This is a genomic window from Rheinheimera hassiensis (assembly GCF_022436675.1).
Lineage (GTDB): Bacteria > Pseudomonadota > Gammaproteobacteria > Enterobacterales > Alteromonadaceae > Alishewanella > Alishewanella hassiensis.
Genome location: NZ_JAKUJZ010000002.1, coordinates 202,745 through 223,893 on the forward strand (window position 1 = coordinate 202,745; position 21,149 = coordinate 223,893).

Annotated in this window: 22 protein-coding genes; 14 read left to right on the forward strand and 8 right to left on the reverse strand. The window is 44.3% G+C overall.

Annotated elements, in window-relative coordinates; genetic code table 11:
* The first annotated feature begins 189 nt into the window (after positions 1-189).
* Complete coding sequence (locus tag MJX74_RS03835) at positions 190-873, forward strand: FMN-binding negative transcriptional regulator (protein ID WP_240221020.1); 684 nt, start codon at positions 190-192, stop codon at positions 871-873.
* Between the two features lie 91 nt (positions 874-964).
* Here MJX74_RS03835 and MJX74_RS03840 read toward each other — a convergent pair whose 3' ends face one another.
* Positions 965-1,492 (reverse strand): MarR family winged helix-turn-helix transcriptional regulator, encoded by a 528-nt coding sequence (locus tag MJX74_RS03840; RefSeq protein WP_240221021.1) that lies wholly within the window; start codon positions 1,490-1,492, stop codon positions 965-967.
* Positions 1,493-1,617: 125 nt separating this feature from the next.
* Between MJX74_RS03840 and MJX74_RS03845 the strand changes: the two genes are divergently transcribed.
* The gene (locus tag MJX74_RS03845) at positions 1,618-2,136 is read left to right on the forward strand and encodes a YkgB family protein (RefSeq protein ID WP_240221022.1); all 519 of its coding nucleotides are present in this window, start codon (positions 1,618-1,620) and stop codon (positions 2,134-2,136) included.
* A gap of 175 nt (positions 2,137-2,311) precedes the next feature.
* Positions 2,312-3,289, forward strand: coding sequence for an MBL fold metallo-hydrolase (locus MJX74_RS03850; protein ID WP_240221023.1), 978 nt, complete (start codon positions 2,312-2,314; stop codon positions 3,287-3,289).
* A 309-nt stretch (positions 3,290-3,598) separates the two neighbouring features.
* On the opposite strand, the gene MJX74_RS03855 is transcribed toward MJX74_RS03850, so the two are convergent.
* Complete coding sequence (locus MJX74_RS03855) at positions 3,599-4,204, reverse strand: DUF1349 domain-containing protein (protein ID WP_240221024.1); 606 nt, start codon at positions 4,202-4,204, stop codon at positions 3,599-3,601.
* Positions 4,205-4,274: 70 nt separating this feature from the next.
* Positions 4,275-4,883, reverse strand: a complete 609-nt coding sequence (locus MJX74_RS03860; RefSeq protein WP_240221027.1) for a short chain dehydrogenase — start codon at positions 4,881-4,883, stop codon at positions 4,275-4,277.
* 115 nt (positions 4,884-4,998) lie between these two features.
* On the opposite strand from MJX74_RS03860, the gene MJX74_RS03865 reads away from it, so the two are divergent.
* Positions 4,999-5,553, forward strand: coding sequence for a TetR/AcrR family transcriptional regulator (locus MJX74_RS03865; protein ID WP_240221029.1), 555 nt, complete (start codon positions 4,999-5,001; stop codon positions 5,551-5,553).
* Positions 5,554-5,622: 69 nt separating this feature from the next.
* Here the strand turns inward: MJX74_RS03865 and MJX74_RS21995 are convergent, their stop codons facing one another.
* Complete coding sequence (locus MJX74_RS21995; RefSeq protein WP_240221031.1) at positions 5,623-5,907, reverse strand: type 1 glutamine amidotransferase family protein; 285 nt, start codon at positions 5,905-5,907, stop codon at positions 5,623-5,625.
* 3 nt (positions 5,908-5,910) lie between these two features.
* Complete coding sequence (locus MJX74_RS22005) at positions 5,911-6,327, reverse strand: type 1 glutamine amidotransferase domain-containing protein (RefSeq protein ID WP_240221033.1); 417 nt, start codon at positions 6,325-6,327, stop codon at positions 5,911-5,913.
* Positions 6,328-6,673: 346 nt separating this feature from the next.
* Between MJX74_RS22005 and MJX74_RS03880 the strand changes: the two genes are divergently transcribed.
* The 6 genes from MJX74_RS03880 (at position 6,674) to MJX74_RS03905 (ending at position 12,769) form a co-directional block, all read left to right on the forward strand.
* Positions 6,674-7,120, forward strand: a complete 447-nt coding sequence (locus MJX74_RS03880; protein WP_240221035.1) for a hypothetical protein — start codon at positions 6,674-6,676, stop codon at positions 7,118-7,120.
* A gap of 758 nt (positions 7,121-7,878) precedes the next feature.
* Positions 7,879-8,721 (forward strand): hypothetical protein, encoded by an 843-nt coding sequence (locus MJX74_RS03885; protein WP_240221037.1) that lies wholly within the window; start codon positions 7,879-7,881, stop codon positions 8,719-8,721.
* Complete coding sequence (locus tag MJX74_RS03890) at positions 8,718-9,197, forward strand: hypothetical protein (RefSeq protein ID WP_240221038.1); 480 nt, start codon at positions 8,718-8,720, stop codon at positions 9,195-9,197. The genes MJX74_RS03885 and MJX74_RS03890 overlap by 4 nt, the downstream gene beginning before the upstream one ends.
* 208 nt (positions 9,198-9,405) lie before the next feature.
* Entirely contained in the window at positions 9,406-11,349 is a 1,944-nt protein-coding gene (locus MJX74_RS03895) for a P-loop NTPase fold protein (RefSeq protein WP_240221039.1), read from the forward strand.
* 377 nt (positions 11,350-11,726) lie between these two features.
* Positions 11,727-11,984, forward strand: a complete 258-nt coding sequence (locus tag MJX74_RS03900) for a type II toxin-antitoxin system ParD family antitoxin (RefSeq protein ID WP_240221040.1) — start codon at positions 11,727-11,729, stop codon at positions 11,982-11,984.
* An 80-nt stretch (positions 11,985-12,064) separates the two neighbouring features.
* Positions 12,065-12,769, forward strand: a complete 705-nt coding sequence (locus MJX74_RS03905) for an RluA family pseudouridine synthase (protein WP_240221041.1) — start codon at positions 12,065-12,067, stop codon at positions 12,767-12,769.
* 190 nt (positions 12,770-12,959) lie between these two features.
* Here the strand turns inward: MJX74_RS03905 and MJX74_RS03910 are convergent, their stop codons facing one another.
* From MJX74_RS03910 to MJX74_RS03920, 3 genes are all read right to left on the reverse strand, one after another.
* Positions 12,960-14,549 carry a DUF1176 domain-containing protein gene (locus MJX74_RS03910; protein ID WP_240221042.1) on the reverse strand — a complete coding sequence of 530 codons (1,590 nt, stop codon included), beginning with the start codon at positions 14,547-14,549 and terminating at the stop codon, positions 12,960-12,962.
* Positions 14,550-15,032: 483 nt separating this feature from the next.
* Positions 15,033-15,755 (reverse strand): substrate-binding periplasmic protein, encoded by a 723-nt coding sequence (locus MJX74_RS03915; protein ID WP_240221043.1) that lies wholly within the window; start codon positions 15,753-15,755, stop codon positions 15,033-15,035.
* 186 nt (positions 15,756-15,941) lie between these two features.
* Positions 15,942-16,400, reverse strand: a complete 459-nt coding sequence (locus MJX74_RS03920) for a CreA family protein (RefSeq protein WP_240221044.1) — start codon at positions 16,398-16,400, stop codon at positions 15,942-15,944.
* 217 nt (positions 16,401-16,617) lie between these two features.
* Here MJX74_RS03920 and MJX74_RS03925 point away from each other — a divergent pair, with 217 nt between their 5' ends.
* From MJX74_RS03925 to MJX74_RS03940, 4 genes are all read left to right on the forward strand, one after another.
* The gene (locus MJX74_RS03925; RefSeq protein WP_240221046.1) at positions 16,618-16,923 is read left to right on the forward strand and encodes a DUF6172 family protein; all 306 of its coding nucleotides are present in this window, start codon (positions 16,618-16,620) and stop codon (positions 16,921-16,923) included.
* A 57-nt stretch (positions 16,924-16,980) separates the two neighbouring features.
* Positions 16,981-18,249, forward strand: coding sequence for a DEAD/DEAH box helicase (locus MJX74_RS03930; RefSeq protein ID WP_240221048.1), 1,269 nt, complete (start codon positions 16,981-16,983; stop codon positions 18,247-18,249).
* An 83-nt stretch (positions 18,250-18,332) separates the two neighbouring features.
* Positions 18,333-18,686, forward strand: a complete 354-nt coding sequence (locus MJX74_RS03935; protein WP_240221050.1) for a BON domain-containing protein — start codon at positions 18,333-18,335, stop codon at positions 18,684-18,686.
* A 124-nt stretch (positions 18,687-18,810) separates the two neighbouring features.
* Positions 18,811-21,147 carry a DPP IV N-terminal domain-containing protein gene (locus MJX74_RS03940; protein WP_240221052.1) on the forward strand — a complete coding sequence of 779 codons (2,337 nt, stop codon included), beginning with the start codon at positions 18,811-18,813 and terminating at the stop codon, positions 21,145-21,147.
* Positions 21,148-21,149 lie beyond the last annotated feature (2 nt).

Consider the following 21,149-nt stretch of genomic DNA (forward strand, 5'->3'; position numbering starts at 1 on the left):
TGCTCTGTCTGACTGATCAAGTTCTTCGGTTTTTCCAGAGGATATTTTCTGCCATGTGGAGGTGGGAATATGGTTAGACTTTCAGTAGAAATAGCATCTTCACTGACACAATATCTATAGTATAGTCTGGTGCTCCTCAAGGAGGGATTACATAGACTGCGTTTAGACCAGAGTAAAGGGGTTAATAAAATGCACTACGCCGAATTCAAGCAACACGACCCATCACTTGTCTTGGAGATGGTCAAAACATTTCCATTCGCGACAATCTTGGTGAATGGCGACAAGGGACCACTCGTAGCGCAAGCTCCACTTACCCCACGCACCGGACAAAATTCAGCGGGAGCGGTTGAGTTTCACTTAGCATTAGTGAATCCCATTGCAAAGGCGATGATACCCGATGTGCCTATCACGATAATGGTTCAGGGGCCTGGGGCAGCTATTTCGCCCAGTTGGTATACGGCAAGTTTTCAAGGTGAAAATCAGGATAGGAGCCAAACAGCACCTACCTACAACTACTTGAGTTTGGTTATTCGTGGTCGTCTAGAGCTGATTGACGATCTAACGCTCCAGAACCAAATCAGGGATCTTGTTTTAGCGAACGAACCGGCCAATGGTTGGCGTACTGAGGAGCTTGACCCTCAGTTGTGGAACGGTTGGCGTAAAATGATTCAGGGGTACCGGCTAGAAATCGCTGAATACGATCTGACAGCTAAGATTAGCCAAGGGGACTCTCCCGGTGATAAGCCCGGACTGGTTGAAGGTCTAAAACAAAGAAACTTGCAGCAAGACGGGATGATGGCAAAATTGGTCGGCGGATATGACGGCACTCCTTCATCACTTCATGCGCTGTTGAGGAACCTAAGAGAGCAGTAGCGCGTTCTATCGACTGCGCTACCAGCGGGTTCAGATGGACCGGTGGGAGTGTAGTCGATTAGAAACATAGCTTTCAGTTAGTGAGCTGTGTTTAGAGCTTCTGTGCAGTTTCAGATTCATTAAGTGCTGCTGCCACAGGACAATTGACGCAAGCAGCAGGATCACAAAGCCTGCAAACGCAGTAGGCCTCATCCAAATTGTGCACCTGATTTTTAAGTAACTTCTCAGCTATTTTTCCAAGGGCTTCCAGCTCATGCGGATCCAGAACTTTCAAGGCACATGAGATACGCTGTTGGCGTACAGCAAGAATTGCTGCGCACTTTTCTTCACCACTCTTCGTCAGGTGAAGCGCAACGGCCCGACGGTCCTGTTCTGATGAGTGCCGTTCAATCACGCCTCCGGCAACGAGTCTATCGACAAGCCGGACAGTCCCGGAATGAGACAAACCTAATGCACGTCTGAGTCTCTCAATCGGCATACCTGGTTCGTGCCCTAGTAAAGCCAAGGCTGCTGCGGCAGGCCCCAGTTCAGGAGCCAGTTCCTGAGTCGCCAGCATAAAGGAATCCGACAATGCCAAAGCCAAAGCTCCTACCGTATTTTCAATTTTGTGAACCGTCATAGTACCCAACTGTATGCTCAAAGCATATAAATGTCATTAGTTATGCATTAATATTATATGCGCAATGCATACAAATCAAGTTTTATGATATATGCTTGAGTCATACATAATCCCAGGAGAGCACCATGCAACACACAAATATCGACACCACAACTTCAACTCGTATCGCTCAAGCACAAAAGCTGGCGTCAGTATTGACAACAGCAGGACGCACTGTCGCATTAGCTGGAGTTATCATCCCACTGTTTATGATAGGTATTCTGAAATTTACCGCAGTGGAGGTTGAAGTACTTAAACCGCTCATTAGCGGAACGCCCTGGCTTGCTTGGCTTTACCCTGTTTTTGGCGAAGCCGGAGCATCTTACCTGTTAGGTGTAGTCGAAGTTATTACTGCAATCTTACTTATTGCATCGCCTTGGTCAGCACGTGCAGCAGTAGTCGGTGGTGCACTAGCTTCAGGTATCTTCATAACAACCGTTTCAATCATGTTTGCTTTACCTATATGGGAAGGTGCGTCAGGAGGTTTTCCATGGCTAGACGCCTTAGGCTCATTTTTGATTAAAGACATAGCGATGTTAGGTGTGAGTCTGGCTGTTCTTGCCGAAGGACTTACAACGTTATTAAGCAAAGGACGTCAGCAATAGCAGTGATATAAAAAGTTGTCTTTGCCGCCCCGATCAGGCTTTACGGGGCAACTCAGTCTCACCAACCCAACAATTCAGATGGTTCCGATTTTTCCAGTGTCAAATTGATTCTCAATACGTAATACAAAGTCTATGTACTGCTTTAATTATTTATTCAACCCTAAGGAATATAGTTATGTTTAAAATCAAAAAACTTTATAGCGTCCTGTTAGCTTTAGCTTTAGCAAGCAACTTGGTGTCGGCAGATGTACGCCAGACAGATACTACTGAACAGAGAAAAAATGTTAATCAGTTTTACGGCGCAGATATTGCCAGGTTTAGAGTAGGTAATATTGACGTCGTGGCATTGAGTGATGGAACTACCCCGCTTAATATTCAAGGATTACTTAATGGTGTATCACCAAGCGAAATTAAAACATTATTGACTCGTGCTTTTCAGGTTACGCCTACGGAAACGTCGATAAATGCCTTTCTGCTTAAAACTGATAATAAGGTAATTCTGGTAGATACCGGTGCGGGCGAGTTTTTTGGGGAAGTAGGGGGCCGTTTACCGCAAAGTTTGGCTCTTGCTGGCTTTAATCCGGCTGACATCACGGATATATTGATAACTCATATTCATACGGATCACTCTGGCGGACTTGCTACTGGCGGTAAGATAATGTTTCCTAATGCCACTGTTCACGTCCACAAAGCTGATGTGGACTTCTTCCTTGATCCAGCCAATTTAAAAAGAGGATTGTTACCGCAATATCATCATGAGGCCAAAGCAACTATTGGATTGTACCAAGCGATGGGAAAGGTAAAGACGTTTTCAGAAGTTGCAACCTTATTTGACGGAATAACCGCTATTCCAACACCGGGACATACACCCGGCCATAGCTTTTTCAGGCTGGATAGTCTAGGTGAAGTAATGGAATTTTGGGGGGACATTGTCCATATTGAATCAGTGCAGATGCCAAAGCCTGATGTTACGATTAATTTTGATGTTGACCAAGATGCAGCTCGAGAGCAGAGAACTAAGCAATTTGATCGGGGAGCCAAAGAGAGGAAACTGATCGCAGCACCACATTTGAATTTCCCCGGCGTAGGGTATCTACGCAAAAATAATCAAGGGTATGACTGGGTACCAGCAGTCTATCGCAACAGAGATTAAATTCGTACAGAAAGTGACCTATCCCCCAAATTTAAGACCATGACATTGATGAGATTTCTAAAGCTGAAAATATCATCGCGGGATTGGTACTAATTCAATTTAGGGGATAGGTCAGATTTGTAATAATTCTTTTACGCGAGCAGCTGGAAGTTCTCTTTTAGTTATATGCGCACAAGATTGATCTGCAATTGCTCTAATTTGGACAGTAGACCTTGTGAAGATTCACCTTCAACAATCAAAGTGGATATCTCAGGCTTCGCACACATGCACAAGCTCAGACTGCAACTCTCCCTGAAACGTCAACACGTTCTAAGCAAAACGAATGTTATCCAGAGTTTTCTTTTCTAAGGAAAAGTACTCGTAGTGACGTTCACCCCCGTTCCCAATAGGAGCTTGCGCAACCAGCCCTACTTTAACAATGTCTTCAACAGGTAAAGTAAAGACTCGTGTCATGTTAAATTTTTCGCCATCAACAGAATAATGAAGCGCAAAAGACTGGCCTATTCGCACTACTTTTAACCAGACACTATTACTGTTGATATTGCAGCCGTTAGCATCATCTGTTACCTGATTCATGACTACACTGACCACTGCATTTGTACCGAAGTCAGTTCTCTCAAAACAGGACTTCACCCAAACATGGTCATTTTTCATCACCATAACAGCAGCTGCGTCATAGGTATCCATAAAATCAACAGAGACTTTCACCGTCAAGACAAAGTCTCCTGCAACTTCCGTGAAATAAAATGGGGCATTGCTGAGATTTTCGGGGGTAATACCTGTTTCTGCTGAGGTATTGTTATTGTAGAAAAAATCACTTTTAGCAGGAGCTACTAACGTGAGACGGCCATTCTGAATGGTCGCGTGGCTCTCGTTAAGCCATTGAAATCCATCAAACGGGTGATGATCTGCCATAGTACCTCCAATTAATATTGGTTTTATTTTCGATGTTAAGAAACACAGCAAACGGATCTGGACTGTTGTTTTAAGCGTCAACCGTCAGGACTTGTCCGGAAATGAATCCATCAACAGAGCGTTGGAACGCTTTGCCAACCAGTGTCGCTGGTACAGGCTGGAAGCCTGGCATCATCTCACCGTAAACGTCCCATGATTCCTCTAATACCGTTGGGTTAATGACGTTTACACGAAGGCCACGTGGCATCTCAAAAGCGACACATTTTGCGAAGGTTTCGATGGCACCACTTGTTGTTGCATCAGCAATCGCAAAAGGGATGGGTTTAACCGACAAAATACCTGAGATGAGAGTGAAAGAACCGCCTTCTGTAACGTAGTCACTGCCGATACGCACTATATTCATTTGGCCTATAAGCTTGCTATCGATAGTTGTGCGCCATTGCTGATCGGTCATCTCCAGAAATGTGGCGTATTCACAATAACCTACTGTATTAACAACAGCATCAATGTTACCAATGGTATCAAAAAGCTTTCGTAAAGATGCTTCACTTGTGATATCCACAGTATGATCCGCTCCATTTCCTGAGCGATTTGCAGTGATGATTTTATGATGAGACAGGCCAGATAACGCGGCTTTTCCCATGCTTCCAGTCGAGCCGATGACAAGAACAGTTTTCATTACTAGACCTCAATACTTTGTGATACATAAAACACATTTGATTAAGTTACCTTTAGTAACTTAATCCGGGCATGCTATCTTTCGCGTTATTATCTGTCAACAAGATACTGAGCTTATGCAAAAAAAACGAATGAGTGCCTCGCAGCGTTTTGAACAGTTGCTTGAATGTGCATTAGAAGTTCTAAAAGAGGAAGGTGCTGATGCCTTGTCTTTAGGCCGAGTCGCACAAAAAGCAGGGGTTACTAAGCCTATCGTTTATGGACATTTTGAGAGCCGTGCGGGTCTGTTGACTACGCTTTATCAGAACTACTGTCAGAGTCATCTGATAGCAACACAGAAAGCGCTGGCGTATGCTGAAGACTCCACATCAGCGGCAAAGGTGTTAGCGCATTGTTATATTGATTGTGTCTTGTCGTCGGATTCTCTTTCACTGGCTGTTGATGCAGCTTTAGACGGTTCAGCGGAAACAGAGCAAGTGAAGCTAAATTGTGACAATAACATGCTAGCGTTTTGGGAAGCGTCCTTGAAAAAGTTCGACGGGCAATCGGCTAGCAAGCTGGCATTTATTGCTTTTGCAGGTGCCGCAAAGTCTTTATCTAAAGCTGTGGCTGATGGGCAGGTTCAGCAGCACGAAGCCGAATCTTTCCTGGCAAGTTTGTTAATGAAGTAAAAGGCATGGAGTCAACTCCCCTGACTGGGAGCTGACTCACATTGCGGTGGTGTTCTACACTCTATTTGATCAGGTTTTTGACGCAGCAGTACTCAGAAACTCGATCACCTTTTTCGCCGTGGGTTTGGCAGAAAACGGATTCTGACCGGTAATAAGTGCACCATCGGCTACGACGTAAGGAACAAAGGGAAGGAAGGTTTTGACGTAGCGGGCACCATTATCCTTTGCGATTTTCTCGGCATTATAGGGGACATACTTAGCTACACCTGCTGCTATCTCTTCAAACCATGAATAACCGGTGATAGTCTTGCCATCAATCAGGCGAGAGCCATTTGATAATCGAATATTTAACAAACCTCAGAAACCGTGACACACGCTTGATACGACGCCACCATGCTCAAATATGTTACGGGAAATTTCCTGAAGCTTAGAATCGTTCAGAAAATCCCACATCACACCGTGACCGCCTGTGTAGTAAATGGCGTCATAATCACGCCAATCCACATCAGCAATAGCCAGTGTGTTATCCAGCAAGTCCATAAACGTCTTGTCGTTTTGGCGTGCACGTATTGATTTATCGACAGCCATACTTCCCAACGAACGTGGATCAATAGGTGTCCGCCCACCTTTGGGGCTGGCAATATCCTGCTGGTAGCCTTGTTTTTCGAATTCGTCGTAAGCATGAGTCAATTCACCGAGCCAAAGACCCGTAAGTTTGTCAACGGTTTCGTACCGTTCGACATTAGTCACGATGTGCAAAATCTTCTTTTTCATAAGTATCTCCCGATATTGACGGATGGCTTGACGTCCCAGCTAAGTAAGGCCCACACAACATTATGTGGCTACTGTTAATTGATTAAGTCAGTAGCCACTATATACCTATCAAGGCTTAAGCAAAATCTTACCTTTGCGCCCTAGTAACCGTGTTGCGCGAGCAGCTTCAGCCACATCAGCCACATCAGCCACATCAGCCAGATCGTAGATTGCCTCAACAGGTAATCGCAGTTCTCCGCTAATGGTGCGTTGGAACAATTCACCTATACAGGCCATAAATTTGATTAAGATACACGTTCATTTTGAATCTGCTCGATTAACGCAATTCAACCCAAGAGAGTAACTGATGACTGATAAAATTCCTGGCTTGCAAGACTGGCTAGGTTACAAAGACGATATTGATTCCCGCTTTGCTTTTGAGATTTTCTTCGGCAAAACGCGTGCAGAACTGCAACCCCTGTTCAAACGAAATGTGATTGAGCGTACCGATGAACTGCGGTTTATGCCAGTTAGAGCTTTTCAGTATTATATTTTTGCGTTACGTGACTATATCGTGGATGAGCATTACAGTTCCGACGACAGTGATTGTGCCGTCGATTGTTATTTTAGTCTGGTTCAAGAAAAGCTTGATGCTGCGCCAGAGGCTATTTTACCGGTGATGGAGCTGTTGCTGCCTTCGCTGCATTTTATTTCCGGCAATGTTGCAGCTTATCAGATCGATGAAGATATCTATGGTTCCATACCACAGAGGCTGCAAACTCTGTTACAACGCTATCGGCAATTACGCTGCTGATCTGGAAGTACTGCACACCTCGCTAAGTGAGTAAAATCATAGAACGAGGTGCCAATGACAGCTCTAAATAACTGCAAGACCTAATTTTCCAATGATCAAGGCCAAGCAGATGTGTCAAGGTACAAGACATTGTCAGTTATGGGGCAACTAAAACCCTTGTGGAATAAGACCTCCAGAGGAGTTTCCAACTAGTTTTGATTTTACTTAGGAAATTTGACATAAGAAAACTGGCTAAGTTTCCAATTAGGTTTGCTCATAGTGTATTTATAAGTCATTGAAAAATATGGCTATAAAGTTTCCAACTAGTTGTGTCGTGATCACGTTTATGTAGTAACAACTGAAACCCCGGCCAGCGAGCCGGGGTTTTTCTTAGTCATCTTCTCCTCATGCCGGATACAACACTCTTCTTCACTCGCCGAGGCAAGTATGCAAGGCTTCCTGCGGACCAGCTAAAGCTGTTCAAATTCCTTCCTGACGATATTTGTCGCTCGTTAGGGGCTCAGACACTTTCTGGCTCCTTCAAAAGAGGTTCTATCCTTCCAAGACCAGCTGTACCTATAAGTTGTTGTAAATTTTAAGGGAGCGGTGTAGTGTTCTGTACATTAATTTTATAATGACTGGTTAACTTGTGCTTAAGTAGCGGGGATACCCACTGAATAAGCCCTAGGCTCGAAAGGAATCTGAAATTCGACTGTAATTGAAACAAGTATTTCTATAATGGGGTCAATAGCCAAATTACTATGGGGTAATTTTCGAAAATGGAATTGAATGTTTTACTAGTATCACTACTTCCGATGGATGAAGAGTTATTTATTGAACAAGGCCAAGCCAGAAACATAACTTTGTTTGAAAAAGCCTTAGATAGAGCAAAAGAAAGGGATGATGAATACTCAATCAAGGTTTATATAAATGACCACATAAATGGTTACATGGCTGGAGTTATTTCAAGAAAATCAAGTGTTAAACTTCACGATCGTAATTTTGAAATACACAATGAGGAAGATTTTCCGCCAGTAGTCTGGCTTTGGGATAGAAGTGAGCAAGTTATTCTTGTAGAAAACAAAAACTCAGTCTTTAGCAGTGCTAATGTTGCCGCGAAGGCATTTTCAAATATATCAAATAATATAATCTTAGCTGAGTGTGGGGTTAGAGCTCATATTAATCCAAAAACAGTAGAAAGTGCTTTTTGGGAAGTATTTAAATCTTTTGAGTATGTAAGTGAAGTTAAGTTTAATCTTGCTGCACCAAACCTATTTGGAAGTACAAAGAAAGAAATCGGAGAATTTCTTCATGAAGTCGTTGACCAAACAAACGCATCTGAATTTTCTCCGGTGTTTAAAAATCTAGATGGAAATCTTAATTTGAAACCATCTGGTTGGTTAAACTCAATGATTGATTGGGTTAAAGATGGCGCAGGAACTTGGAATATCCGAGGGAAAAGATCGCTTAAAGATAGATATAGAAGCATTGGGAGTAAAACACGTGCTAAATTGCTTGTAATCGACGGTAATATTACAGAGCTTGAGTTGGAGAATTATAAACCTCAAGACGTTGCCGAGATAGTTGAAATGATCAGGCATAGGTATACATTCAAAAAATGAAAACAATAATCTATTTATCCTTATTGATATTAATAGCTTTTTTATTTTCTAGTGTTGAAATTAATTCATATCAAATTCTAGAGCGCTCATTGCCACCTGTACTAGGTGCTTGCTTAGGTGGTGTTCTTGCTTGTACTTCAATTGTGGTGAGTGTTCTGTCAGGATCATCTAAAGAAACTAAACAAAAAGCTAAAACTAGTCAAAAATATTCAAGGTTTATTGCAAGCTTAGAGAAGGATGTAAAAATACTTGTCATTTGCTTGTGCTTCATTGTTGCATTGCCATATCTAAGGACATTAGATTATCCTTTAGCTTTAAGTATTTTTGACTTGCCACCCGAGTATCTAAAACAAAAACTATTTTCAAGTTTAGAGATTTTTATCGCAAGTATTGCTTTCATGGTTATTTATGAACTTGTTACAGTTTTAATTACAATACTAAAAAATATGATGGTAATTCATGACACGGATAGTTGATAAGTCGTTTTGAAAGGACAAGAAAGGTGTGACTTGCCCCTTCTTTTAGCCAACAATTTTCCTACATCTTAAGGTGGCGTGGTATGACCTCTAAAGTCAAACATGTTGGGGATAACTCAGCGTTCGAATAGACTTGATATTTATATAGAAGTGTTGTAATGGGGATGTTCAGACGGATTATTAATAACGTAATGGAACATAAAAATAAATGAAAAAAAGTGAAGAGTCTCTGTTCGGCAGTTCGTATGATCCTCATGATAATGACGATCCTAACATATTGAATGCATTGGATTTCAAAGAGCGTTCTTACGATAAAGAGAAATCAAATATAATACTGGATTACAGGCCGGAACAATTTCCTGGCATGAGGAATTCCGGGCAAGTACAAAATATGAATGGTTACTCAGTTGCTGAGTATGAAAATAGAGGACTTAGGCTTAAATCTGTTGCCGAAAAGATCGCTCGAGTAATAAGTGAGCATTTTGTATTGTATGATTATAAAGGAAGTGTTCAAACAAACAGTATAAGCGCTAAAAATTTATTGAAAGGCTTGCTTTCCTCTGGAGCCTTAAAAATTGAAGGTGATGATTTACATATAATTGATGATTTACTTTATTTTGAGGCGGCAAGGCCAGAACAACTTAGAAATTCAAATTTTTATTCAGGCTTAGATTCATCCCTAAATCAAAATGAAAAAATTAAAGCCAAAAATTCAGTCGAGATTCCTGATAGTATAAACTTTAGAGAGGCGAAGCCATCTTTTTACGTCAGTGAGTTAGCAGAAGCCTTATCTTCGATTATTAAAAAATTTCCAGATAGAAGAGGAATGATGGTTGGTATTTTTGGTAAATGGGGCAGGGGTAAAACCTACCTTTTTGACAAAATATGGGACTGTCTAAAAATCGGTTCTAAATATAAGAAAGTTAGTTTTTCGGCATGGAAATATCAAGATACAAAGGAATCATGGGCCTATTTATATGAATCAATTTTGAACGAGTATTTATTGTTTGAGGACGACTCTGGCTTCCTACTTAGAAAAATTAAGTACTACAAAAAATTGTGGGTTCTAAACCTTCAAAAGAATCAGTGGACACCATTGATGATTTTCGTTGTTGGTTTTTTTTCAGCAATCTATTGGACGTTTTTTGTAGATAAAATTACGTTGTTTAAAACATTGGTGAGTTCAATAGGTGTATTTTTTTTAGTAAAAATTACTGTTCTGTACTTTAAGCAAAGAGCTTCTGCGATGGGAATGATTGCGAAGTATTTCAGTAAGCCAAGTTACGAAAGCTACTTGGGCTTTCAAGCTGAAATAGAACGAGAAATAGAAAACCTCTTGGTCGCATGGATCCCAGAAGACAATGAAGAAGAAAAAGTAATATTATTTGTAGATGACATCGATAGATGTACGATTGAAAAAGTTTTACCCATTATTGATGGCTTGAGGGTTATATTGGAAAATCCTAAAATTCATAAAAGGCTAATAATTATATCTGCAATAGATGAAGAAGTTATTGGGCAAGCTATTGCTTTACGGTATTTTAATTTTGGTGTAGAAAACAAAAATAAAATCATCAAAGAATACTTAGAGAAAGTTTTTATAATTGGGTTAAAATTAAACTTGCTTAAATCTTATGAGGTAGAAGAGTTCTTTTTAAATGTATTAAATGAGTCAAGAATAAGAATTAAAGAGGATGTTGTAAATTATAGCTTTGATGCTGGAGTTGCAGTTAATGTCGAAGTGCCTATTGAGCATAATCAGGAAATAAACGAAACGTTTACTGATAATTTTAATGAAAATTCACCTACTTTATATGATCAAGAATTAGCTACAATAAATTCTGATTTTGAATTATCTTTAGGTGAAAAAGATCACCTCATACGATCTGTTGTTGCTTTAAAACATCCAACTCCAAGAAAGCTTAAAATATTTTTCTATAAGTATATGATTTTTAAAAAATTATTTAAGATTCATTTGGAAGGTAAGAGTCTTTTGGACATCTGGATAGAAAACGGAAATGATAAAGTTATTACTGAGATACTCCTCCACGTAAGTAATGAAGAGCATAAAGAGTTCGTGTTTGATGACACCATTCCTACAGAGTTAAGAGACGTATTAAGTCACTGTGCAAAAATGTTCTCGCCTTTGTAGAAATTATACACGGCACGAAAATGCACGAAGATTTAAAGGCAGAACAAAATTATTGTGCAAGCAGTACCTCAGGGGCAGGTCTTGATTCTCGCCACTTAAAAACGCGAGCAACAAGACCTGCCCTTGATTGCTGAGCAAGCTGTGTTTTAAGCTACCGCAGGCTTCTTTGGTGGAGTAAGGTTGATGCATCGCGGGGTAGCTTTCTAAAGCGCGAGTTTCGCGTCTCTGGCTGCTTTTAGCAGAGCATCCCAATTATCCGGCGGATTACCCGATCTAAGCGTCTGGACGAAAACTGCCGAGGCGCAGCTACAAAGATTGACAATCTTTGTAGCTGCGCCCAGCATTATTGCCTTTAATACTTACCCTTGGAGGCCATTATGCATGTATCCCTGACGCCCGAATTAGAGTCTCGCATTAAAGCCAAAGTTGATAGCGGCTTATACAACAATGCCAGTGAAGTTATCCGCGAAGCACTGCGTTTTATGGATACTCATGAAGACTGGATCCACGAAGTGAAACTGGCCCGCCTGCGTGAGCAGCTAAAAGTAGGCACCGATCAATTGGACCGTGGCGAAGGTATCGCAATTGAATCAAAGGCGGCGTTGGACGTACTGTTTGACGATATAACACGCTAAACTCTTGTCTTTGCGCAGACTTGTTATTGCGCGTACTGCTAAAATGGATCCGAAAACTGCTTAACGTTGCCGGGAACCTTTTGGACATTATTGATAATTTTATCGCACCGCCCTGTAAAGACCTCGTGCATGTTTTATATCAGGATGAAGCCATCTTATTGATAAATAAGCCTTCAGGCTTGCTGAGTTTATCCGGTAAAAACCCGCTTAACCGCGACTCGGTGCACTTTCGTTTAGTGCATGGCCAGCTGCTGCACGGCCCGCTTGGCGTAAGCCCGGCATTTGCAGACGCTAAATTACCGCACCGGTTAGACTTTGGTACCTCGGGTATGATGCTGGTCGCACTGACCCCGCATGCCACAGCGCAGCTTAATAAGCAGTTTCAGGATGGCTTCGTGCAAAAGCATTACACCGCTATGTTGGAAGGCTGGGTTAGTGCAGATGAAGGGCTGATAACAGCGCCTATTGCTAAAGATAAAAGCCAGTTTCCGCTGGTGAAAATTTGCCATAGCTGCGGCAAAGCAGCGAGCAGCCAGTTCAAAGTGTTAGAGCGGTTAAGCGAACCAAAGCGCAGCCTGGTGCAGTTTACCCCGCTTAGCGGACGCACCCATCAGCTGCGCATTCATAGCCTGAGCATTGGCCATCCGATCCTGGGTTGTGATTTGTACCACAGTGCAACCAGCCAACAACTGGCGAAGCGGTTATTACTGCATGCCAGTGATATCTATTTTACACACCCGCTAACTGGCGAACCATGCCACGGCCACTTTGCCAGCCCTTTTTAGGGTTCTGTCCTCTTTGGCAAGAGCTTAGCGATCCTCTCAATTAATTCTGTGTTTTCGTGTCGTTAAATGCTTTTTCCCCACAGCGGCACGGCTGAAAAGCTGTGCTTAAAGCTGCCGCAGGTTTCTTTGGTTGAGTAGGGCAGCTCCTGCGGTATCAATAGAGTAAGAAGAAAGCCTCATATTTTGCTGTTTATATTCCTATGCCGTTATCTCCGGTACGAACCGCGATACCAGAGGTTACAGATACCACCTGACGTAACCCGGAGAACGTATAACCTATGGCAGTTTGTTCTCCTGCACGGGGAGAATCTATAGCGATTTCCAGGCTGGTTCCCGCTTTAGGGGTGTAACTACCAAAAAAACTGGCTACAGTGCCGATATAGCATTGGTTAGCGATCCATACCGGGATCAGGCCTACCTGTTCCATCGAATAATGCATTGGGCGCCCGGCGTAATAAGCCTGCTGCAGGTTCGCATTTGTTCCTTCCGGTACCGGACATATGGCCTGCCCGGTCACATTCCTGCTATCAGTATCTATAGCAAATTTACCGGGTAGCCCGGCGATGGCCTGCAATAGCTGCTGCTGTTCCTGTGGGTGTTGTGTAGGGCTATTTTCATGCCATTGCTGCTGTAATTGCATATTATATTGGTAACGTACGGTGATTACCGGAAGCTCCTGCTGGTGTAAAAATGGTCTCAGCAGATAGAGTCGCTCCATACTGAAATGTCCATCCAGCCATACTGCATACACCTGTCCCAGTAATGTTATCCACCAGGAATGCTGGTTAGCTCCTCTGCCATTTTGCGAGAAAAACCCACCTGGAATCATCTCATCGGCTTGCGGGCCGGGATTAGTAGAATAAAACCGGTTTTTGCCCCTTTTCAATACTCCGGTATAGCTGAACAGCCCGGTTCCACCAATATAGCTCTCAATAATCAAATCACGGCGACCATCTCCATTCAGGTCAATCAGGGAAAAATCGGCCTTTGTTGCTTCTCCGGCAGCAGTTAATAAATCGGTACGTAAAAAAGCCTGCCATTCATCATCAGTAATTTCAGCCACAGGTTTCTTGCGGGAAAGAGGCTGGTTACTGTCGTAATCAAGGGAGAAATGGGTAATGCCTTGCGAAACCTGCAACTGATTCAACGCGCTATCCAGCGACGATAACAATAACTCCGGGTCCTGCTGCTGCAGGTTTTCCAGAATAGCGTGTAACTGCAGCAATGCCTGAGTATCAATTACTGCCATTTCAGCTGCTGTTTTAACGACAGGTGCTGTTGGTACCGTACTTTCATCTTTATTACCGGGCTGGATAAGCGCACCGGTAGTATTAAGGCGTCCCTGAAATTCATCCATTTTCAGCAGAACCGCATTAGACCCTGCAGTAGACAAGCGATACCGCTTATCGCCAATCAGTAACGCTGTATCCTGATCCTGCTTAAGTGCCGCCAGCACAGAGGCCACTTGTGATGCAGATAAAAGAAACTGCCCTGCGGAAAGCTGCAATGCTCCGGCAGGCTCGCCATTAATATGCAATACTGCGGCTAATCCGGTGAATTCATTATTACGGCTAATCACCCGGCCAGAAACGGCTTGGTTTGGTCCAGCGTGCCGGCTTAATTCTACTTTGACATCATCGCCGCTATGCGCAATACAGGCCCCATTGTCATAACACTGGATGGCCCAGTCTTTGTAAAAAAATTCAACTTCTGTTATTGGTAATGCCCAAAGCGGAGAGCCAACAACACCAACAAAGACAGATATCAGAAAACGGTACATGTGCTTTCCTAAAATATAACCATCATTCAAAAATAACATTATGCTCAGACAGCATGTTTCTGTCTACGCGTGGTAAATACTACAGAAATCAATAAACAAAAGCCCGGCATATGAATTAATGTGCCGGGTTTCAGTTAGCGTTCAAAAAACAGGCTTTATTTGCTGCAGGTTTTTTTGCTGGAGTGGGGCAGATGCATCAGAGTTTGGTTTTTAGCATTGAAAATGCCGCTTTGCAGGCAAAGCAATACGTGGCATTGACGCAGGCCTGGCGCAAAAATCAATAAAGCATAATTAATTGCGCACTGTCACTGCACCATAAACTTTTGTTCCCCACATCGGCACGGTAGATAAGCTGTGTTTAAAGCTGCCGGAGTTTTCTTTGGTGGAGTAGGATAAATCAAAATGGGCAGGTTCATTGATAACCAGCTAAATTGCTTTTACTGGAATATCAATGAGTCTGCCCCTATCCATTCGGCGGTATATCTAATCCTTCGCCGTTACTGCTAAGTGATTAAATTGTTCCAGGAACCCCGGGTTTCTGGCTAAGTATTCCTTCGAGAAATAACAACTGAATGGCTGAGTCGATTGGGTTGTGTGATGCACCAGACTCGTTTCTACACCCGCTTCGGTTAGGGCGTGCCAAAATACATCCGCGGACAAGAATACCGCATCCAGTCGTTTGTTTGTCAGCATCGTGATCAGAGTTGAAGCCTCGCTGGTTTTAGCTGCTACCAGGTGGTCATTGTCTAGTAACCACTGATAGGTATTGGTATTTAAACGCGTACCTATCTTTGCCTGAGCACGAAAGTGAGGGCTCGCTGGCGAGAGGGGGTTGTCATGCAGATAAAACCAGGTCCATTTGTTGTACATTACGGCGGCGCTTATTACCCCTGCCTGGTCTCTGGCCTGATTTTGTGTGGCCAGAAAAAAACCGTCTACCAACCCTTTCTGCGTTAAATCCGCTGCGACACCATGATTGGCCACTACCCTGAACTGGTATTCAAGCCCCATGGATTCAAGTAGCTGTTTTACCTTTGTAGTACCACTGCCGGTTAATTGTTGTTGTTCATCAATGTAGGTGTAAGGAGGAAAAATAGGAACTGCAAGCACAAGTTTTTCATAGGCAAAAATTGTCTTGGTATTTAGTGCGGCCCCAAAGCACAGTAACAAAAAAGGCAGTCGTGTGGACAAATTTGAATGTCTCATAAGATTATTAACTTCTGCACTACATTGTACTGAGGCTGTCTGTAGGATTGATATCAAACCATAGGCAGAGCATTTTCTTCATTCTTATGTTTTGTAGTGTGGCACACTAAGGTTAACATTTCTAATTCTGCCTGGAATAAGGGCAAGGGTTATGCAAGGCTAACCACCTGCCAGTTTACACGTTCGTTATTGAACCTTCGCGCTATAGGCATCTGTACCCCACAGCGGTACGGTAGATAAGCTGTGTTTAAAGCTGCCGGAGGTTTCTTTGGTGGAGTAAGACAGATACATCAGGGTTTGATTTTCAACGTCGAGAATACGGCGTATTTTCATGGTTTTAAAGAAGATGCTTTTTGATTTGGTAAACAGTACCTCACCGTTTTTACTCTTATCTATTTTGGCAATCATATCGGCTGTGATGGGGCCGGTTTGGCGACAGGCGATAGAGCTGTCAGACGGGTCGGACAGGTTAAGGTTGGCTTCGATACTGGAGACATGACAGGTAACGCCTGTTATCACCGGATCGACAATGGCATCGAGCTTGATATCCTTGGTGGTAAAAACGCCCAGCGATACGTCGCCCACTTCATTTTTGTTACAACCTGCCAGCATCAGTAGTAGTAATACACAGTAAACAGCGCGCATGGTGTGGCTCCTTGGGGTAAGTCAGTCCAAACTATAATTGATGCCATACTGGCACGTTGGCAGTTGGAAAAAAAGCCAAACCGGGGTTTGGTATGACTGATAGTAGCGAATGTTGCAGGTAAAGTGCAGATAGTGGCAGTTATCTTTGCTTTATCCATGTACAATGCGCGGTTTATTAGCGCGTTCAGCTTTTGAGTGCACACCTGTAGGAATTTTGATGAAAAAAACATTCGCTTTAACTCACTCTAAGCTGAATACGGCCCGTTTAACTGATGCCATTAAACACGAGATTAAAAAGTATCTGGCAAGAGAGCGGCGCAAGGCGCTGCCTGACGGCACGGATTACTGGACGTTCGATTGCCGTTTTGGTGCCTCAGCAGAGGTGGCCGAAAAGATTTTTACCTCTGAAATCAATAAACATATTGATGCTGCCGTAGCACAAGAGCTGCCGGAATTTTATGTCGAAATTCTGGCCAGAGCCTGCCAGCATAAGCCACGTTTACATGACGAAGCCGCAGACTGATTTTTATCACCAGCTTCCCCCTTATTTTGACTGTGGCTGTGCTACAGAGGAACTTTTATGCAATTTTCATCGTTAGATTTAGCGCCGGATTTACTGCGCGCGCTGGTTGAATGCGGTTACAGTGAGATGACACCGGTGCAGGCTCAGGCCATAGTGCCGGCGCGGCGCGGTAAAGATTTACAGGTTACCGCGCAAACCGGTACCGGTAAAACCGCCGCCTTTGCTATTCCGCTGCTGCAACGCATGCTGGATACCCCTAAAGAAACAGAAGCGCGCCGCCCGCGGGCGTTAGTCCTAACGCCAACCCGCGAATTAGCCGAGCAGTTAGCCAATGCTATCAGTGCCTACGCGCAGTTTTTGCCATTAAGTGTTACGGCATTATACGGTGGCGTAAAAATGGGTGGCCAGGCAAATAAATTAACCGCCGGTGTTGATATGGTGATAAGCACCCCCGGCCGGTTGTTAGAGCATCTGGCCCTGGGTAACGTGATATTAAGTGATGTGGAATTTGTGGTGCTGGATGAAGCCGACCGCATGCTTGATATGGGCTTTAGCACTGATGTGCTTAAGTTGCTGCAAATGACAGCCACTAAACGCCAGACGTTGCTGTTTTCTGCCACCACTTCACCGGCGGTAAATGAGCTGTCGCATAAAATTTTAAATAATCATCAGCAAATCCGTGTGGCTAAAACCAATAGTGCGGCCGATACGGTAAACCATGTGATGTATCCGGTAGAAGAAAACCGCAAAATTGAATTGTTTGAACAGCTGCTGGCCGAAAATAACTGGTTTCAGGTACTGGTATTTACCAGCACCAAAGAGCAGGCCGACCAACTGTTAGCTGGCTTGCAACAGCGCAAAATTGATGCCGCAGTATGCCATGGCGATAAAAGCCAGGGCGCCAGGCGCCGTGCTATCGCTGATTTTAAATCGGCAAAGTTACAGGTGTTAATTGCTACTGAAGTAGCGGCCCGTGGTTTGGATATTCAGGGGCTGGATTATGTTATTAACTTTAACCTGCCTTATTTACCGGAAGACTACGTGCACCGTATCGGCCGCACCGGCCGGGCAGGCGCAGCTGGTACTGCTATTTCTTTTGTCAGCCGTGAAGAAGAGCAAAGCTTAGAGCGTATTCAAAAGCTGATGGGTAGCGCTATTAAGCGTATCGTTAAGCCGGGCTTTGAAGTGAGTAACCGGGGTTCACTGCTCAAAAGTATCTCGCGCAAGGTACTAACCGGGCGCTCCAACAAAGCAACCGAAACCGTGATAGAGCTGGAAAACTCAAACAAGACCAAACCTAAAACAAAACCACAGCGCACTAAGTAAATTAGTCAGGCCATGTTCATAATTTTGTGCCACGCTTAATAGCGTTTAACGGTATTAAAACTGACATCTTTAAGGAGAAAGTTATGAATACGTCAGGAAAACCTATTATTGCGTTGGGCTTAGTTTGTGTATTGGCCGCTGGCGTGGCGGGCTGCGAAAAAAACGTTATTAATGAAAAAACCGGTGTGCCTACAACTGATACCGTGGTGAAAGAAGGGCTGGCTGATGATGCCAACGTATCCAGTGCGGTAATGGAGGCGTTGCAACGTGAAGAGCAGCTTAAGCCATTTAACTTTCATATTGAAACGCGTAAAGGCGATGTAACGCTGATGGGGAAAGTGAATACGGCTGAGCAACGCATGCTGGCCGAGCAGATCACCTTAGCCACAGCGGGCGCACATACGGTGCAAAATAAAATTGAGGTTGAAAACAACTAACATTGCAGCGGTGTTTCTGGCTGATGTGCTGGTGTTTTAAGCGTGAATTTGTGATTGCTGCTTTTGTTTAGCGCTGTTTTTCTATAGGTTAGCCTTACTTAGCGGAGTAATGGAATTAACACCTATGAAATTAAGCGGTTATTGCAGTGCCTTTTACGGTATCACCGTGCTGTTTGGCAGTATTACGCTGTTGCCGGGCATTGCACAGGCACAAAATGTTAGCCCTGCACAGATTGAGCATTCGCTGTCGCTGCGCGATAACTGGATTAACCTTACCCGCAACCTGATGCTGGAACCGCAATGGGCCGCCAATGGCCACAGCTTTCACTACAAGCTAAGCGTGGAAGGCGGTTTTATGTTCTACCGCGATACCGTAGCGGCGGCAAAACCTGAACCTGCTTTTGATCATCAGTTGATAAGCCAAGCGCTTGGCACGGCAACAGGACAGCGGTTTAGCGCGCTGCAACTGCCATTTGATAGTTTCCGCTACAGCGACAGTGGCCAGCAGATCCAGTTTTATTACGATAACCAAAGCTGGCAGTGCGCGCTTAACGGCACAGCATGTGAAAGCTTAACCCGGCAACATCAGCCTAAAGCTTTTGGTGTGGTCAGAGATTTACGCACGCCAGCGCACAATCCGGCACGTAAATCGCCCGATGCAGCTTATCAGGCGCAGGTAATAGCGCATAATCTGGTGGTTACGGCAGCAGATGGCACGGTTAAGTACCAAAGCCAGGACGGTAACGCAGCGCAGTTTTACGATGCTGAATCTATCCGCTGGGCGCCCGACAGCTCGGCTTTACTGGTGATGAAAGTAAAACCCGGCACCGCACGCTTTGTTAGCCGGGTTTTGTCATCGCCGCAAGATCAGTTAGAACCCAAAACCCTGACTCAGCTTTACCCCAAACCCGGTGATGCAGTAGATATTGACCAGCCGGTACTGCTACAGCTAAAAACCGCTAAGGCAACCCAGATAGACAATCAGCTGTTCAGCCAGCCTTATATGCTGGACAACGTGCAATGGCAGGCCGACAGCAGCCGCTTTACCTTTCGTTATACCGAACGCGGCCACCAGTTGGCGCGTATTATTGCCGTAGATGCCAAAACGGCGCAGCCAAAGGCACTACTGACAGAGCGCAGCAATACCTTTATTGATCAGTGGTCGGCATTTTATCAGCCACTGCAAACGCCGGAGCAGGGTTTTATCTGGCTGTCAGAGCAGGACGGTTGGGCGCATTTGTACTGGTATAACAAAGACGGCAAGTTAAACAACCCGATCACTAAAGGCGACTGGCGGGTGCGCGAGGTGCTGCATATAGACGAGCAAGCGCAGCAGCTGTGGTTTGCTGCCAGTGGCATGAATACCGGGCAGGATCCTTATTTTGTGCACTATTACCGCATTAACTTCGATGGCAGCGGCCTTACCGCCCTTACCAGTGCCAATGCTGACCATCAGCTGAGTTTTTCGGCAGATCGGCAATATTATATTGATCTGTATTCGCGGGTAGATTTACCCAATGTGGCTGAATTGCGCCGCGCCAGTGACGGCAAATTGCTGCGCACCCTGGCCAAAGCGGATATCAGCCGTTTAACCCAGGCTGGTTTTAAAGCGCCGCAGTCGTTTGTGGCGAAAGGGCGTGATGGTAAAACCGATATCTGGGGTTTAATCGTTACGCCGCAAAACTTTAACCCTAAGCTGCAATACCCGGTAATTGAAAATATTTACGCCGGGCCGCACGACAGCTTTGTGCCCAAAAGCTTTTGGCCGTTTGGTTTTCATTCTGGCGGCGATAAAGTTATTGGTATGCAGGCGTTGGCTGATTTAGGCTTTGTGGTGGTACAAATTGACGGTATGGGCACCAGCAACCGCTCTAAGGCCTTTCATGATGTTGCCTGGCAAAACCTGGCCGATTCCGGTTTTCCGGACAGAATTTTGTGGCATCAGGCCGCAGCTCGGCAATTCCCCTGGTACAATATGGCCGCAGGTATAGGCATTTATGGTGCTTCGGCCGGTGGCCAGAGTACGGTAGCGGCGCTGCTGTTTCATCCGGATGTTTACACCACCGGTGTGGCGTTTGCCGGCTGTTATGACAACCGTATGGATAAAATAAGCTGGAACGAACAGTGGATGGGCTACCCGGTAGGGCCGCATTATGCTGCCTCGTCGGTAACAAAACATGCAGAAAAACTGCAGGGCCAACTGTTGATTATTAACGGCGAGCAGGACAGCAATGTTGATCCGGCCTCTACCATGCAACTGGTTAATGCACTAATTAACGCCGATAAAGATTTTGATTTACTGCTGGTGCCGGGCGGAGAGCACAGTACCGGGCGCTCCAGCGGCCCCATTCGTTATATACAGCGGCGCCAGTTTGATTTTTTTCTGCGTCATTTACAACAGCAGCCAACACCTGACTGGAATACTCTGGGTTCTGGCCAGGCTGCAAAAGCCGGGATTTAACT

Bases quoted from the DNA above. Each gene is read 5' to 3' on its own strand.
- MJX74_RS03835 (WP_240221020.1), top strand. From the start codon at position 190: ATGCACTACGCCGAATTCAAGCAACACGACCCATCACTTGTCTTGGAG.
- MJX74_RS03840 (WP_240221021.1), bottom strand. From the start codon at position 1,492: ATGACGGTTCACAAAATTGAAAATACGGTAGGAGCTTTGGCTTTGGCA.
- MJX74_RS03845 (WP_240221022.1), top strand. From the start codon at position 1,618: ATGCAACACACAAATATCGACACCACAACTTCAACTCGTATCGCTCAA.
- MJX74_RS03850 (WP_240221023.1), top strand. From the start codon at position 2,312: ATGTTTAAAATCAAAAAACTTTATAGCGTCCTGTTAGCTTTAGCTTTA.
- MJX74_RS03855 (WP_240221024.1), bottom strand. From the start codon at position 4,204: ATGGCAGATCATCACCCGTTTGATGGATTTCAATGGCTTAACGAGAGC.
- MJX74_RS03860 (WP_240221027.1), bottom strand. From the start codon at position 4,883: ATGAAAACTGTTCTTGTCATCGGCTCGACTGGAAGCATGGGAAAAGCC.
- MJX74_RS03865 (WP_240221029.1), top strand. From the start codon at position 4,999: ATGCAAAAAAAACGAATGAGTGCCTCGCAGCGTTTTGAACAGTTGCTT.
- MJX74_RS22005 (WP_240221033.1), bottom strand. From the start codon at position 6,327: ATGAAAAAGAAGATTTTGCACATCGTGACTAATGTCGAACGGTACGAA.
- MJX74_RS03880 (WP_240221035.1), top strand. From the start codon at position 6,674: ATGACTGATAAAATTCCTGGCTTGCAAGACTGGCTAGGTTACAAAGAC.
- MJX74_RS03885 (WP_240221037.1), top strand. From the start codon at position 7,879: ATGGAATTGAATGTTTTACTAGTATCACTACTTCCGATGGATGAAGAG.
- MJX74_RS03890 (WP_240221038.1), top strand. From the start codon at position 8,718: ATGAAAACAATAATCTATTTATCCTTATTGATATTAATAGCTTTTTTA.
- MJX74_RS03895 (WP_240221039.1), top strand. From the start codon at position 9,406: ATGAAAAAAAGTGAAGAGTCTCTGTTCGGCAGTTCGTATGATCCTCAT.
- MJX74_RS03900 (WP_240221040.1), top strand. From the start codon at position 11,727: ATGCATGTATCCCTGACGCCCGAATTAGAGTCTCGCATTAAAGCCAAA.
- MJX74_RS03910 (WP_240221042.1), bottom strand. From the start codon at position 14,549: ATGTACCGTTTTCTGATATCTGTCTTTGTTGGTGTTGTTGGCTCTCCG.
- MJX74_RS03915 (WP_240221043.1), bottom strand. From the start codon at position 15,755: ATGAGACATTCAAATTTGTCCACACGACTGCCTTTTTTGTTACTGTGC.
- MJX74_RS03920 (WP_240221044.1), bottom strand. From the start codon at position 16,400: ATGCGCGCTGTTTACTGTGTATTACTACTACTGATGCTGGCAGGTTGT.
- MJX74_RS03925 (WP_240221046.1), top strand. From the start codon at position 16,618: ATGAAAAAAACATTCGCTTTAACTCACTCTAAGCTGAATACGGCCCGT.
- MJX74_RS03930 (WP_240221048.1), top strand. From the start codon at position 16,981: ATGCAATTTTCATCGTTAGATTTAGCGCCGGATTTACTGCGCGCGCTG.
- MJX74_RS03935 (WP_240221050.1), top strand. From the start codon at position 18,333: ATGAATACGTCAGGAAAACCTATTATTGCGTTGGGCTTAGTTTGTGTA.
- MJX74_RS03940 (WP_240221052.1), top strand. From the start codon at position 18,811: ATGAAATTAAGCGGTTATTGCAGTGCCTTTTACGGTATCACCGTGCTG.